The organism is Escherichia ruysiae, assembly GCF_031323975.1.
Classification (GTDB): Bacteria; Pseudomonadota; Gammaproteobacteria; order Enterobacterales; family Enterobacteriaceae; genus Escherichia; species Escherichia ruysiae.
Window position 1 is genome coordinate 131548 of the sequence record NZ_JAVIWS010000001.1, and the last position, 14124, is coordinate 145671.

The 14124-nt window shown below is 51.4% G+C and carries 13 protein-coding genes; 7 read left to right on the forward strand and 6 right to left on the reverse strand.

Annotated elements, in window-relative coordinates; all coding sequences use genetic code 11:
* Window positions 1-243: 243 nt before the first annotated feature.
* Window positions 244-990, forward strand: coding sequence for a scaffolding protein MipA (gene mipA / locus RGV86_RS00760; protein ID WP_000163784.1), 747 nt, complete (start codon window positions 244-246; stop codon window positions 988-990).
* A gap of 89 nt (window positions 991-1079) precedes the next feature.
* Complete coding sequence (gene yeaE / locus RGV86_RS00765) at window positions 1080-1934, forward strand: methylglyoxal reductase YeaE (RefSeq protein ID WP_001186367.1); 855 nt, start codon at window positions 1080-1082, stop codon at window positions 1932-1934.
* A gap of 49 nt (window positions 1935-1983) precedes the next feature.
* Here yeaE and RGV86_RS00770 read toward each other — a convergent pair whose 3' ends face one another.
* Window positions 1984-2868, reverse strand: coding sequence for a D-hexose-6-phosphate mutarotase (locus RGV86_RS00770; RefSeq protein WP_010345855.1), 885 nt, complete (start codon window positions 2866-2868; stop codon window positions 1984-1986).
* An 83-nt stretch (window positions 2869-2951) separates the two neighbouring features.
* On the reverse strand, window positions 2952-3947 hold the full coding sequence (gene gapA / locus RGV86_RS00775) for a glyceraldehyde-3-phosphate dehydrogenase (RefSeq protein ID WP_000153502.1): 996 nt from the start codon (window positions 3945-3947) through the stop codon (window positions 2952-2954).
* Window positions 3948-4288: 341 nt separating this feature from the next.
* Between gapA and msrB the strand changes: the two genes are divergently transcribed.
* Both msrB and RGV86_RS00785 read left to right on the forward strand, forming a co-directional pair.
* A complete protein-coding gene (gene msrB / locus RGV86_RS00780) occupies window positions 4289-4702 on the forward strand; it encodes a peptide-methionine (R)-S-oxide reductase MsrB (RefSeq protein ID WP_001284610.1) in 414 nt (137 codons plus the stop codon).
* A gap of 41 nt (window positions 4703-4743) precedes the next feature.
* Window positions 4744-5016, forward strand: coding sequence for a YeaC family protein (locus RGV86_RS00785; protein ID WP_010345857.1), 273 nt, complete (start codon window positions 4744-4746; stop codon window positions 5014-5016).
* Window positions 5017-5172: 156 nt separating this feature from the next.
* On the opposite strand, the gene pncA is transcribed toward RGV86_RS00785, so the two are convergent.
* The 3 genes from pncA to sppA all read right to left on the reverse strand — a co-directional run bounded on the left by pncA (window position 5173) and on the right by sppA (window position 8864).
* Complete coding sequence (pncA, locus tag RGV86_RS00790) at window positions 5173-5814, reverse strand: bifunctional nicotinamidase/pyrazinamidase (RefSeq protein ID WP_085460649.1); 642 nt, start codon at window positions 5812-5814, stop codon at window positions 5173-5175.
* 10 nt (window positions 5815-5824) lie between these two features.
* Entirely contained in the window at window positions 5825-6841 is a 1017-nt protein-coding gene (ansA, locus tag RGV86_RS00795) for an asparaginase (RefSeq protein WP_001170164.1), read from the reverse strand.
* 166 nt (window positions 6842-7007) lie between these two features.
* Window positions 7008-8864: a signal peptide peptidase SppA gene (sppA, locus tag RGV86_RS00800; protein WP_085460650.1), complete on the reverse strand. Its 1857-nt coding sequence runs from the start codon at window positions 8862-8864 to the stop codon at window positions 7008-7010.
* A 161-nt stretch (window positions 8865-9025) separates the two neighbouring features.
* Between sppA and RGV86_RS00805 the strand changes: the two genes are divergently transcribed.
* The 3 genes from RGV86_RS00805 (at window position 9026) to topB (ending at window position 12697) form a co-directional block, all read left to right on the forward strand.
* Complete coding sequence (locus RGV86_RS00805) at window positions 9026-9577, forward strand: NAD(P)H nitroreductase (protein ID WP_000339273.1); 552 nt, start codon at window positions 9026-9028, stop codon at window positions 9575-9577.
* Between the two features lie 116 nt (window positions 9578-9693).
* Window positions 9694-10737, forward strand: a complete 1044-nt coding sequence (selD, locus tag RGV86_RS00810; protein ID WP_010345861.1) for a selenide, water dikinase SelD — start codon at window positions 9694-9696, stop codon at window positions 10735-10737.
* A gap of 4 nt (window positions 10738-10741) precedes the next feature.
* Entirely contained in the window at window positions 10742-12697 is a 1956-nt protein-coding gene (gene topB, locus RGV86_RS00815; protein ID WP_085460651.1) for a DNA topoisomerase III, read from the forward strand.
* A gap of 72 nt (window positions 12698-12769) precedes the next feature.
* On the opposite strand, the gene gdhA is transcribed toward topB, so the two are convergent.
* Window positions 12770-14113 (reverse strand): NADP-specific glutamate dehydrogenase, encoded by a 1344-nt coding sequence (gene gdhA, locus RGV86_RS00820; protein WP_000373051.1) that lies wholly within the window; start codon window positions 14111-14113, stop codon window positions 12770-12772.
* Window positions 14114-14124 lie beyond the last annotated feature (11 nt).

Consider the following 14124-nt stretch of genomic DNA (forward strand, 5'->3'; position numbering starts at 1 on the left):
TGCCTGCATGGCTTTCTGGATTTCAATGGCATATCAACAACTCATCCATAAAAATTGCATAATTAATGTAAAGAATATTGCCGCCAGTAACGCAAAATTCATTCAGGTGTAAGCCCGATGTCATCAGCGTCAGGAAAATTAAACAGTTACCTTTAGAAATGAAAATGTAAAAAGGTTGGGTTTCGATGTATTGACGGGTAAACTTTGTCGCCCGCTAAACATTTGTTTAAGGAATGATTAATTGTGACCAAACTCAAACTTCTGGCACTTGGAGTGCTTATCGCAACGTCTGCAGGCGTAGCGCACGCTGAAGGTAATTTTTCCCTGGGCGCAGGCGTAGGTGTCGTTGAACACCCCTATAAAGATTACGATACCGATGTTTACCCAGTACCAGTAATCAACTATGAAGGCGATAACTTCTGGTTCCGTGGCTTAGGTGGTGGTTACTACCTGTGGAATGACGCAACGGATAAACTTTCAATTACCGCTTACTGGTCGCCGCTCTACTTCAAAGCCAAAGACAGTGGTGATCACCAAATGCGCCACCTGGATGACCGTAAGAGCACTATGATGGCTGGTCTGTCCTACGCACACTTTACCCAGTACGGTTATCTGCGTACCACCCTGGCAGGAGACACACTGGATAACAGCAACGGTATCGTGTGGGATATGGCCTGGTTGTACCGTTACACCAACGGCGGCCTGACCGTGACTCCGGGTATCGGTGTGCAGTGGAACAGCGAAAACCAGAACGAATACTATTATGGCGTATCGCGCAAAGAATCCGCTCGCAGCGGTCTGCGTGGCTATAACCCGAATGACAGCTGGAGTCCTTACCTGGAGCTGAGTGCCAGCTACAACTTCCTCGGCGACTGGAGTGTTTACGGCACCGCACGCTACACCCGCCTGTCTGATGAAGTTACTGACAGCCCGATGGTGGATAAATCCTGGACTGGTCTGATTTCTACCGGGATCACCTACAAATTCTGATAATGCATCTTTCCAGGGCATTTTGTGCATAAAAACAGGGCGTCACGCCCTGTTTTGCATTACGGTGGTACAAAAACCGGGAGGAAACAATGCAACAAAAAATGATTCAGTTCAGTGGCGATGTCTCACTGCCAGCCGTAGGGCAGGGAACATGGTATATGGGCGAAGACGCCAGTCAGCGCAAAACAGAAGTTGCTGCACTACGCGCGGGCATTGACCTCGGTTTAACCCTCATTGATACCGCCGAAATGTATGCCGATGGCGGTGCCGAGAAGGTGGTCGGTGAAGCATTAACCGGTCTGCGTGATAGAGTCTTTCTCGTCTCTAAAGTCTATCCGTGGAATGCTGGCGGACAAAAAGCGATTAACGCATGTGAAGCCAGTTTACGCCGCCTCAATACTGATTATCTCGATCTTTACTTATTACACTGGTCTGGCAGTTTCGCTTTTGAAGAGACTGTCGCAGCAATGGAAAAATTGATCGCCCAGGGAAAAATCCGCCGCTGGGGCGTTTCCAACCTTGATTATTCTGACATGCAGGAGCTCTGGCAGGTGCCGGGTGGAAATCAGTGTGCCACTAATCAAGTGCTTTATCATCTCGGCTCGCGAGGGATTGAGTATGATCTACTCCCCTGGTGCCAACAACAGCAAATGCCAGTGATGGCTTACAGTCCGTTGGCGCAGGCCGGGCGCTTACGTAATGGTTTGCTAAAAAACGCAGTGGTCAACGAAATAGCTCATGCTCACAATGCCACTGCCGCGCAAGTGTTGCTGGCGTGGGTAATCAGCCATCAGGGCGTGATGGCGATTCCAAAAGCGGCAACTATCGCCCATGTTCAACAAAATGCAGCTGTGCTTGAGATTGTGCTTTCGTCAGAGGAATTAGCCATGCTGGACAACGCGTATCCGGCACCAAAAGGCAAAACTTCGCTGGATATGGTGTGATGTTGAGATGTGCCGGATGCATCGCACCCGGCACATAAACTAGCACAAATTAACGTTTGGCAACGCGAATGGATTGTGCCAGATGGGAAGGTTGCTCTTTAGTCACTTTTTGAGTTTCTGAAGCGTAAGCTGTTTCTACACAAACAAAGGTCTTGTAGCCATCATCCGGCATATCGCCCATGCTGACTGAAAGTGCCGGGCCAGGGTTCCAGCCGACGACGTTCAGATGATGCTGGTGACCAACGGTAATAGTACGATTCAACGCTTCGTCATTAATCACACTGCAATCTTGCGGATTCAGATACACGCGATCGGTACGATCAGGGAAGGTCTGAATACCGTCGGTCAGTACATCTTCTTTCGCATCGTTCACTTTATCAATGAAGCGATCGCCCAGACCACTGACGCTTACCTTAGCAATATCACCCACGTTAAAGTAAGTATGCAGAGCAGAGGTGGTTTCAAATTCGCCGTGCGCTTCAAGATCGATTTCACAGGTTTCACCCACGCGGAAATGCGCTAACAGCGTAAAGTCGTGCGGCCAGTATTTTTTTGTCTCGTCGCTTTGCGTCAGTTCGAAAGTCAGTGTCACGCTATCGGCATCTTCACTATGCGATTTCAGCGTCCACGGCAGAATACGGGCAAAACCGTGCGCAGGCAGACCTTGTTGTGCTGCCGGACCAAACCACGGCCAGCAAACCGGCACGCCACCGCGAATGGCGACGCCATTTTTGAACGGAGTGTTATTGCTCAACCACAGGACGTCTTCTTCACCCGCAGGTTTCCACGAGAGAAGGTGTGCGCCCTGTAATGTAAAAGAGGCTTTTACCTGGGGATGTTCGACCACAATAAGGTCCAGTTCATCCAGTTTACGACGGGAGAGGACAGGGGAAATTTGTTCGATGACCGGAAGGGCAAAAATTTTCTTAATCATGACGCAGTCCTTTAACTTCATTTCATCAGGTAAAAAAAAGAGCGACCGAAGTCGCTCTTTTTAGATCACAAAGTCATCTCAACTTATTTGGAGATGTGAGCGATCAGATCCAGAACTTTGTTGGAGTAACCGGTTTCGTTGTCGTACCAGGATACCAGTTTCACGAAGTTGTCGTTCAGAGCGATACCCGCTTTAGCATCGAACACGGAAGTGCAAACTTCGCCGTTGAAATCGGTAGATACTACGTCATCTTCGGTGTAGCCCAGAACGCCTTTCATTTCGCCTTCAGCAGCAGCTTTAACGGCAGCTTTGATCTGCTCGTAAGTTGCAGCTTTTTCCAGACGAACGGTCAGGTCAACTACGGATACGTTCGGGGTCGGAACGCGGAACGCCATACCAGTCAGTTTGCCATTCAGTTCTGGCAGTACTTTACCTACAGCTTTAGCAGCACCGGTAGAGGACGGGATGATGTTCTGAGAAGCGCCACGGCCGCCGCGCCAGTCTTTGTGAGACGGACCATCAACGGTTTTCTGAGTAGCGGTAGTAGCGTGAACGGTGGTCATCAGACCTTCGATGATGCCGAAGTTATCGTTGATAACTTTAGCCAGCGGAGCCAGGCAGTTGGTGGTGCAGGAAGCGTTGGAAACGATGTCCTGGCCAGCATATTTGTCGAAGTTAGCGCCTTTAACGAACATCGGAGTGTTGTCTTTAGACGGACCAGTCATAACCACTTTTTTCGCACCAGCGGTGATGTGTTTACGAGCAGTTTCGTCAGTCAGGAACAGACCAGTTGCTTCAGCGACAACGTCAACACCAACTTCGTCCCATTTCAGGTTAGCCGGATCACGTTCAGCGGTAACACGGATTTTTTTACCGTTAACGATCAGATGACCGTCTTTCACTTCAACGGTGCCGTCGAAACGACCGTGAGTGGAGTCATATTTCAGCATGTATGCCATGTAATCAGCGTCTAACAGGTCGTTGATTGCAACGATCTCGATGTCAGAACGTTTCTGAGCAGCACGGAAAACAATGCGACCGATACGGCCAAAACCGTTGATACCTACTTTGATAGTCATATATTCCACCAGCTATTTGTTAGTGAATAAAAGGTTGCCTGTAAAATTACAAAAACCTTACGCAGCGTCAAGCGGAATCGTGTCAATCATTGCGACAAATCAATCCTGTGCCTAAGCATTACGCGACTGACTCGCCTCACTCTTCCTTTGGGCTTGAGACCACATGGGGTCGGCGCCCCGAATTTTAAAGGGCAATTACGATAAAAATGTGATTTTTATCACGTTTTAAGTGCTGCCATTTCGTTGAGATCAAGTTTAGAACAAAATTTTGCGAGTTGGTGTTAATGTTTTGTTAGAATAAGTCACGTAATGTGAGCGTGATTAAAGTGAGATGTGAGCAAATGGCTAACAAACCTTCGGCAGAAGAACTGAAAAAAAATTTGTCCGAGATGCAGTTTTACGTGACACAGAATCACGGGACGGAGCCGCCATTTACTGGACGTTTATTGCATAATAAGCGCGACGGCATTTACCACTGTTTGATCTGCGACGCCCCTCTGTTTCATTCTCAAACCAAGTATGATTCAGGCTGTGGCTGGCCCAGTTTTTATGAGCCGGTGAGTGAAGATTCAATCCGTTATATCAAAGACTTGTCACATGGAATGCAGCGGATAGAAATTCGTTGTGGAAACTGTGATGCTCATCTGGGGCATGTTTTTCCCGACGGCCCACAACCCACAGGCGAACGCTATTGTGTTAACTCGGCATCATTGCGTTTTACTGATGGCGAAAATGGCGAAGAAATCAACGGTTGAAAAAACGATTCAGCAACTTATTCCACAGGAGCGGGAAAATTATGAATCTTGATGAAATAATCAACAGCATGACGCCTGAGGTTTACCAGCGTTTATCGACAGCCGTTGAACTGGGTAAATGGCCAGACGGTGTTGCCTTGACGGAAGAACAAAAAGAGAACTGTCTGCAACTGGTGATGCTGTGGCAAGCCCGTAACAATACCGATGCGCAGCATATGACTATTGATACGAACGGCCAGATGGTCATGAAGAGCAAACAACAGTTGAAAGAAGATTTTGGTATCACGGCAAAACCAATTGCCATGTTTAAGTGAATGAATTGTCCCCTTTGTAGCGCGTTTACGAAGGGAGGGGATAATCTTTACTGTCACGTGTTGGTTGTTTGATTTAACAACCAACATGCCAGAGGCACCGCTGCCGCACTTTATTTGGCCTACAACGACAGTACAGAATTGTAGGCCAGCGTAAAATTATCCCTGCGTCTCTTCCCAGTCCGCCAGTGTATATAGCGTTGCCCCAGCCGCTGACATCTCCATAAACGCGTGCGCGCTGTCCTGTGGCTGGATATTCACGCCGCGACAGCCATCGGTAATCACGTTCACGCTATAACCTGCCTGCAATGCGTCCAGCACGGTAAACTTCACGCAATAGTCGGTCGCCAGACCCATAACGATCAATTCATTGATTTCATGATCGCGCAACCAGTCATCAAGCGCGGTTTTCTGCCGACGGCCGTTATCAAAAAAAGCACTGTAACTGTCAACTAAAGGGTTTTCGCCTTTATGGAACACGGCTGCGATCGCTTTTTGATTCAGTAACGGATGTAATTGTGCGCCTTCACTGTTCTGCACACAGTGTTCAGGCCAGAATGTTTGCGCCAGGCCGTCGAGTTGTCCCTGCGTATAAGGCTCTACACCGTGCTGGCGGGCAAAGCTGCCATGATCAGCCGGGTGCCAGTCCTGACTGGCAATAACCGCTTCTCCGCGCGACTGACACCAGTCAATCAGGCGGTTAGCAACATCCACTGTGCTGTCACCTTCCGGTACGGCGAGCGCGCCACCAGCACAGAAATCATTTTGTAAATCGACCAGTAACAGGGCTCGATGGGGCATTGCAGTCTCCTTAATCATCCGGCGTCAGTTCGCCGCGCAGGTTTTGGCTCATGGCCTTGCGAATGGTTTCGGTATCCAGTCCCTGGCTAAGCAGGTAGTGCAGTTTGGTTAATGTGGCTTCTACAGTCATATCCGCGCCGCCAATAACGCCGGCATGGGCGAGGGCATTACCGGTAGCATAACCGCCCATGTTCACTTTACCGGACATACATTGTGTCAGGTTGACCACCACAATACCGCGATCGCTGGCCTCTTGTAATTCTTGCAGGAAGGCTTTGTTTTGGGGCGCATTGCCCACGCCATATGAGCGCAAAATCAACGCTTTCACCGGTTGACGGAGGAAATTGCGCACAACGTCAGCAGAAATCCCCGGATAAATTGTTACCACGCCAATCGGTTGTGGCGTGATTGGATGAACGATCAGTTCACCTTCGCCGTGCGGTGCGGGTGGCGTATTTAAACGACGGATGTGAATACCCGCTTCCAGCAATGGAGGAAGATTCGGGGATGCAAAGGCATCAAAACCATCGGCATGGGCTTTGGTGGTGCGGTTACCGCGATACAGACGGTTATTAAAAAAGAGCGTCACTTCATTGATGGGATAATTTGCCGCAACGTATAACGCATTCAGCAAATTAATTTGTCCGTCAGAGCGTAACTCGGCTAATGGAATTTGTGACCCTGTCACAATGACCGGTTTGCCGAGGTTCTCCAGCATGAACGACAGCGCAGAGGCGGTATAGGCCATCGTATCGGTGCCGTGCAGAATGACAAAACCATCATAGTCGTCATAGTGCGCTTTAATATCTTCAGCAATATGCTGCCAGTCTTCCGGCGTCATATCAGAAGAATCCATCAGCGGCGTATATTCATGAATAGTGAAATCTGGCATCTCCGGGCGATGGAACTCCGGCATCAGCGCCAGCTGGCGTTGTAGATGACCTGACACCGGAATATAACCCTGCTCGGAACGCTGCATCCCGATGGTCCCGCCCGTGTAGGCAACGTAAATTGATTTCTTTTGCATGATATTGATATGAATGATATCGAAAGAGCAAAAGTATATACGTGAGGCAGGGGGAGCGCACCTGATACTATGCGGATAAGGAAATATGGGGCGAAACAGCGGGAAGGGGGATTCGTAGACGTAAAAAATAAGTGGCCGACGATCTGTCGACCACTCAGTACAAGACTTAACGCACGTTGGCGCAGGTCAGGCAAAACGCATAACGGTTTTGCGGATCGTTAAAGGCAGCCAGCTTGTCGCTTTCGCTTTTCACGGTAGAGGCTACCGAGGCCAGCGGGGCAGGTAACATGGCCTGAAGCGCATCTGGCAACATCGCCCGGACAGAACCTGACATGTTGTCCATCACTTTGTCGAAGAAGGTCGGTTCATCGACGTAATATTCCAGATGCCACTGCTTCAGTTTTGCCAGTTCTGCCGCTTTTGCGACCGCATCATCGAAATCACCGAGGCTATCGACCAGGCCGTTAGCTTTTGCATCCTGACCGGTCCAGACGTGGCCCTGGGCGATTTTATCAATCTGCTCCGGCGTCGAATGACGCGCATCAGCAACCAGCGTGATAAAGCGTTTATAGCCATTCTCAATGCTTAACTGCATCATCTGCTGCGCTTCCGGCGGCAGTGCCTTGGTGATAGAAACATCCGCCAGCGGTGAAGTTGAGACACCATCAGTATGAACACCAATCGAATCCAGACTATTTTCTACGGTGGTGATCACGCCGAAAATACCTATAGAGCCGGTCAGGGTGCTGGGGTTAGCCACAATGTAATTAGCCGGAGTGGAGATCCAGTAGCCACCGGATGCCGCCATGCCGCCCATTGACACAACCACAGGTTTGCCCGCTGCTCTGGCTGCTGCCAGTTCAGAGCGGATCACCTCAGAAGCCGTAACGCTGCCACCAGGGCTATTAACGCGCAGAACAATCGCTTTCACTTTTGGATCAAGACGAGCATCGCGGATTTGTGCCGCAGTGGTATCACCGCCTACATTCCCCTGAGTTTCCTCGCCATCCATAATTGCACCATTGGCAAACACTACACCAATGCCGTCACCGTTATCTGCCGGCGTTTTCAATGCGTAATCGTAATAGCTAATGGCGCGATAATTTTTATCAGCCTTACTCCAGCCAAACTCTTTGGTCAGGGCTTTTTCGATTTCGGCACTTGACGCCAGCGCATCCACCAGTTTGTTATCCAGCGCATATTTCGCGGTATCGCCGCCAGTTTTGGTTAAACCATCAAGCAAACCTTGCGCCCCAGGGAATACCTGCTGGGCAGGGATCTGGCGGTTAGCGGCAACGGTATTCAGATAGTTTTGCCACAGCTCACCAATCCAGCGGCTGTCAGCTTCGCGGGCTGCCGGTGACATATCATCACGAATAAACGGTTCAACGGCAGATTTATACGTACCTACGCGAAACACATGAGTGGAAACTTTTAACTTATCCAACAACGATTTGTAGTACAGACCGTTGGTGGCAAGGCCATGCAGATCGACCACACCCTGCGGGGAAAGCCAGATTTTATTGGCGAAACTGGCAAGATAATACTGCCCCTGACTGTAGTTCTCGCCAATGGCATAAACCGGTTTACCGCTGTCACGAAACTCTTTCAGAGCTTTGCCGATGTACTGCATGGAAGGCTGATCGCCGCCCGCGAAGTTTTTCAGATCCATCACGATACCGGTGATATTGCGGTCGTCCTTCGCCTGGCGAATGGTGTTTACAATGTCAAACAGCGAGTTTTCCTGCAGACGATCGGAACTGGCACCAAGCAACTGACGACTTAACTTACTAAACCGCTGCGAACTGTCGGGCTTATCGACGATCACACCAGAAATATCAAGCAGCAGTGCGCCACGGCTGGCGGTTTCTTTCGAATCACCACCGCTGACTTGCATCCAGATCCCCACGCCAACCAGCACGAGAAAAATAAAGAACAGGTTAAGTACCATTTCACGGACGAAATTCAGCAGACGCCACGTCCATTTAAAAAATCCGGCAATAAATCGCCAAAGGGTTCGCATGTATTCTCCCAGACTAAAAGTTACACCTGTTACAGGTGCAAGTGATGTGGTTATCGTAATGACCCAACCGGCACTTGTCAGCAGGAATCATGGACTGTGCTGTAACAAAATCCACTCTCGTGTTAATTTTGTGAATAAACATCATGACAGGAGTTAATCAAATGGATGCACTCGAACTATTGATCAACCGCCGTAGCGCCTCCCGTCTGGCTGAGCCAGCGCCAACGGGTGAGCAACTGCAAAATATCCTGCGCGCGGGTATGCGTGCGCCAGACCATAAATCCATGCAACCGTGGCATTTCTTTGTGATTGAAGGGGAAGGGCGTGAGCGTTTCAGTGCCGTTCTGGAGCAGGGGGCGATTGCTGCCGGTAACGATGAAAAAGCAATCGACAAAGCGCGTAATGCGCCGTTCCGGGCGCCGCTCATCATCACGGTGGTGGCGAAATGCGAAGAAAATCATAAAGTCCCGCGCTGGGAGCAGGAAATGTCGGCGGGTTGCGCGGTTATGGCAATGCAAATGGCGGCGGTTGCCCAGGGCTTTGGCGGCATCTGGCGCAGTGGCGCATTAACTGAAAGCCCGGTGGTGCGTGACGCATTCGGCTGTCGCGAGCAGGATAAAATTGTCGGATTTCTCTATCTCGGTACGCCACAACTGAAAGCGTCAACGTCGATAAACATTCCGGACCCGACACCGTTTGTGACTTATTTTTGATAAAAACGGCAAAACTGTGTGGATTGTGAGCAAAGGCGCAGTAATTCAGACACTCTCACTTATCACTTCACGGAATGAGGGTTACCATACCCGGATTGCATTGACAGGAGATGTCCATGAGCGAGAACTCGATTCGTTTGACCCAATACAGCCACGGAGCCGGTTGCGGCTGTAAAATTTCCCCAAAAGTGCTGGAAACCATCCTGCACAGCGAACAGGCGAAGTTTGTTGATCCGAATTTGCTTGTGGGTAACGAAACCCGCGACGATGCGGCGGTATACGATCTGGGCAATGGCACCAGCGTTATCAGCACCACCGACTTCTTTATGCCGATCGTTGATAACCCTTTCGATTTTGGCCGCATTGCCGCGACTAACGCCATCAGCGATATCTTCGCGATGGGCGGAAAACCGATTATGGCAATTGCGATCCTCGGCTGGCCGATTAACAAACTGTCCCCGGAAATTGCCCGCGAAGTCACCGAAGGTGGTCGCTACGCATGTCGTCAGGCGGGTATTGCGCTGGCTGGCGGTCACTCCATCGACGCGCCGGAACCGATTTTCGGTCTGGCGGTCACGGGGATCGTTCCAACTGAGCGGGTGAAGAAAAACAGTACCGCACAAGCCGGATGTAAACTGTTCCTGACGAAACCGTTGGGGATTGGCGTTCTTACCACTGCGGAGAAAAAATCACTGCTGAAACCGGAACATCAGGGGCTGGCGACGGAAGTGATGTGCCGGATGAACATCGCAGGCGCGTCCTTTGCCAACATCGAAGGCGTAAAAGCGATGACTGACGTGACTGGTTTTGGTCTGCTGGGGCATTTGAGCGAAATGTGTCAGGGCGCAGGCGTACAGGCACGTGTCGACTATGACGCGATCCCGAAACTGCCGGGCGTGGAAGAGTACATTAAGCTGGGTGCAGTACCTGGCGGCACCGAACGCAACTTTGCCAGCTATGGTCATCTGATGGGTGAAATGCCGCGTGAAGTGCGCGATCTGCTGTGCGATCCGCAAACCTCCGGCGGTCTGCTGCTGGCGGTGATGCCAGAGGCTGAAAACGAAGTAAAAGCTACCGCTGCCGAATTTGGTATCGAACTGACGGCGATTGGCGAACTGGTGCCAGCGCGCGCTGGTCGTGCCATGGTTGAGATCCGTTAATTCAATGCGGTTATTTATTGCCGAAAAACCGAGTCTGGCGCGCGCTATTGCTGATGTCCTGCCCAAACCGCACCGTAAAGGCGATGGCTTTATCGAGTGCGGTAACGGTCAGGTGGTGACCTGGTGTATTGGTCACCTGCTTGAGCAGGCGCAGCCAGACGCCTACGACAGTCGCTATGCGCGCTGGAACCTGGCCGATCTCCCCATTGTCCCGGAAAAGTGGCAATTACAGCCACGACCCTCCGTGACCAAACAACTTAACGTCATCAAACGCTTTCTGCATGAAGCCAGCGAAATTATTCATGCCGGGGACCCGGATCGTGAAGGGCAATTGCTGGTGGATGAAGTGCTGGACTATCTGCAACTGGCACCGGAAAAGCGCCAGCAGGTGCAGCGTTGCTTGATAAACGACCTGAACCCGCAGGCGGTTGAACGGGCGATCGATCGTCTTCGTTCCAATAGCGAGTTTGTACCGCTATGCGTTTCTGCGCTGGCGCGAGCGCGTGCCGACTGGCTGTACGGCATCAATATGACCCGCGCGTACACCATTCTCGGTCGCAATGCGGGTTATCAGGGCGTTCTTTCCGTTGGACGCGTGCAGACGCCAGTGCTCGGGCTGGTGGTGCGCCGCGACGAAGAAATTGAAAACTTCGTGGCGAAAGATTTCTTTGAGGTCAAAGCGCATATTGTGACGCCTGCCGATGAGCGATTTACCGCTATCTGGCAACCGAGCGAAGCGTGTGAGCCGTACCAGGACGAAGAAGGGCGCTTGCTGCATCGTCCACTGGCGGAGCATGTGGTTAACCGCATCAGCGGTCAACCGGCGATTGTCACCAGTTATAACGATAAACGGGAATCAGAATCCGCGCCGTTGCCGTTTTCACTTTCGGCGTTGCAGATTGAAGCAGCAAAACGCTTTGGTCTGAGTGCGCAGAACGTACTTGATATCTGCCAGAAGCTGTACGAAACGCACAAACTGATCACTTATCCGCGTTCCGATTGTCGCTATCTGCCGGAAGAGCATTTTGCCGGACGCCACGCAGTGATGAATGCCATCAGCGTTCATGCGCCGGGCTTGTTACCGCAGCCGGTGGTTGATCCAGATTTACGCAATCGCTGCTGGGATGACAAAAAGGTCGATGCGCACCACGCCATCATCCCGACCGCGCGGAGTTCTGCCATCAACCTGACGGAGAACGAAGCGAAGGTCTATAACCTGATTGCCCGTCAGTATTTGATGCAGTTCTGTCCGGATGCGGTGTTCCGCAAATGTGTTATCGAACTGGACATTGCCAAAGGCAAATTTGTCGCTAAAGCCCGTTTTCTTGCTGAAGCAGGCTGGCGCACGCTGTTAGGCAGCAAAGAGCGTGATGAAGAAAACGATGGTACACCGCTGCCGGTGGTAGCGAAAGGCGATGAGTTATTGTGTGAAAAAGGTGAAGTGGTAGAGCGGCAAACTCAGCCACCACGTCATTTCACCGATGCAACGCTGCTTTCAGCGATGACCGGGATCGCGCGCTTTGTGCAGGACAAAGATCTGAAAAAAATCCTTCGTGCGACCGATGGACTGGGGACGGAAGCAACTCGTGCCGGGATTATTGAACTGCTGTTCAAGCGTGGTTTCCTGACCAAAAAAGGGCGCTATATCCACTCCACCGACGCCGGAAAAGCGTTATTCCATTCGCTGCCAGAGATGGCAACGCGACCGGACATGACGGCACACTGGGAATCGGTGCTGACGCAAATCAGCGAAAAGCAGTGTCGCTACCAGGACTTTATGCAGCCGCTGGTGGGGACGCTTTACCAATTGATTGATCAGGCAAAACGTACGCCGGTGCGGCAGTTTCGCGGCATAGTGGCACCGGGTAGTGGAGAAGAGAAGAAAAAGGCTTCACCACGCAAGCGAGCGGTGAAAAAAAGCCCGCCATCAGAAGACGCGGGCAGTGGAGCGATAACATAAAGGTCTGATGCAGTAGATTTTTGTAGGCCGGATGAGGCGTCCACGCCGCATCCGGCGCAAACGCCTGATGACTTAAATTACGCCCTGCGCCAGCATCGCATCGGCAACCTTCACAAAGCCTGCAATATTCGCGCCCTGCACGTAGTTGGTTTGCTCACCTTCACCACCGTGTTCAACACAGGCATGGTGGATATCCAGCATAATATGGTGCAAACGCGCATCAACTTTCTCGGCTTTCCAGCCCAGACGTGCAGCGTTTTGCGCCATTTCCAGCCCCGATGTCGCGACGCCGCCAGCATTAGCCGCTTTGCCCGGTGCAAACAGTACGCCTGCCTGCTGGAACAGTTCAGTCGCTTCGATGGTAGTTGGCATATTTGCCCCTTCCGCCACCGCTTTAACACCATTAGCGATAAGCTGGTGCGCGGCATCTACATCCAGTTCGTTCTGGGTCGCGCATGGCAGGGCGATATCCACCGGCACAGACCACGGCTGTTGGCCTTCGAGATAGACCAGGCCAAATTCTTTGGCGTAATCTGCCACGCGACCATCGCGGCTGGCTTTGATTTCGATAAGACGCGCCAGTTTCTCTTTCGTGAATCCGCTTTCATCAACCACGGTGCCGCTGGAATCTGATGCGGTAACCACGCGAGCGCCAAATTCCATCGCTTTTTCGATAGCGTACTGGGCGACGTTGCCGGAGCCAGAAACGGAAACGCGCATTCCTTCAAAACCCATACCGTGGCGTTTCAGCATCGCTTCAGTGAAATAAACCAGACCGTAACCGGTCGCTTCCGGGCGAATCAGACTGCCGCCAAAAGATAGCCCCTTGCCGGTGAAGACGCAGGCGGTATTGTTGGAGAGCTTTTTCATCATCCCCGCCATAAAGCCGACTTCACGACCACCAACGCCGATATCGCCCGCCGGAACGTCGGTATCTGCACCCAGATGACGGTACAGTTCGGTCATGAGCGCCTGGCAGAAACGCATCACTTCGCCTTCACTTTTCCCTTTTGGATCGAAATCACTGCCGCCTTTACCGCCGCCCATCGGCAGGGTAGTCAGGGCATTTTTAAAGGTTTGTTCGAAGCCGAGGAATTTAAGAATGGAGAGGTTTACGGACGGATGGAAACGCATACCGCCTTTATACGGGCCGATGGCGGAGCTGAACTGGACACGCCAGGCACGGTTAACTTGTACCTGATTGCGATCATCAACCCACACCACGCGAAACTGGATCACGCGCTCCGGTTCAACCAGGCGCTCCAGTAACGACATCTGGCGATATTTTGGATTTTGTTCAAGAAAAGGCCAGAGAGTGGTCATTACTTCACGAACGGCTTGCGCGAACTCGGTTTGATTCGGGTCGCGCTTTTGGACATGGTTGAGGAATGACTCCAGAGAATATGTCTGATCCATAGATATAAAAC

Bases quoted from the DNA above. Each gene is read 5' to 3' on its own strand.
- yeaE (WP_001186367.1), top strand. From the start codon at position 1,080: ATGCAACAAAAAATGATTCAGTTCAGTGGCGATGTCTCACTGCCAGCC.
- RGV86_RS00770 (WP_010345855.1), bottom strand. From the start codon at position 2,868: ATGATTAAGAAAATTTTTGCCCTTCCGGTCATCGAACAAATTTCCCCT.
- gapA (WP_000153502.1), bottom strand. From the start codon at position 3,947: ATGACTATCAAAGTAGGTATCAACGGTTTTGGCCGTATCGGTCGCATT.
- msrB (WP_001284610.1), top strand. From the start codon at position 4,289: ATGGCTAACAAACCTTCGGCAGAAGAACTGAAAAAAAATTTGTCCGAG.
- RGV86_RS00785 (WP_010345857.1), top strand. From the start codon at position 4,744: ATGAATCTTGATGAAATAATCAACAGCATGACGCCTGAGGTTTACCAG.
- pncA (WP_085460649.1), bottom strand. From the start codon at position 5,814: ATGCCCCATCGAGCCCTGTTACTGGTCGATTTACAAAATGATTTCTGT.
- ansA (WP_001170164.1), bottom strand. From the start codon at position 6,841: ATGCAAAAGAAATCAATTTACGTTGCCTACACGGGCGGGACCATCGGG.
- sppA (WP_085460650.1), bottom strand. From the start codon at position 8,864: ATGCGAACCCTTTGGCGATTTATTGCCGGATTTTTTAAATGGACGTGG.
- RGV86_RS00805 (WP_000339273.1), top strand. From the start codon at position 9,026: ATGGATGCACTCGAACTATTGATCAACCGCCGTAGCGCCTCCCGTCTG.
- selD (WP_010345861.1), top strand. From the start codon at position 9,694: ATGAGCGAGAACTCGATTCGTTTGACCCAATACAGCCACGGAGCCGGT.
- topB (WP_085460651.1), top strand. From the start codon at position 10,742: ATGCGGTTATTTATTGCCGAAAAACCGAGTCTGGCGCGCGCTATTGCT.
- gdhA (WP_000373051.1), bottom strand. From the start codon at position 14,113: ATGGATCAGACATATTCTCTGGAGTCATTCCTCAACCATGTCCAAAAG.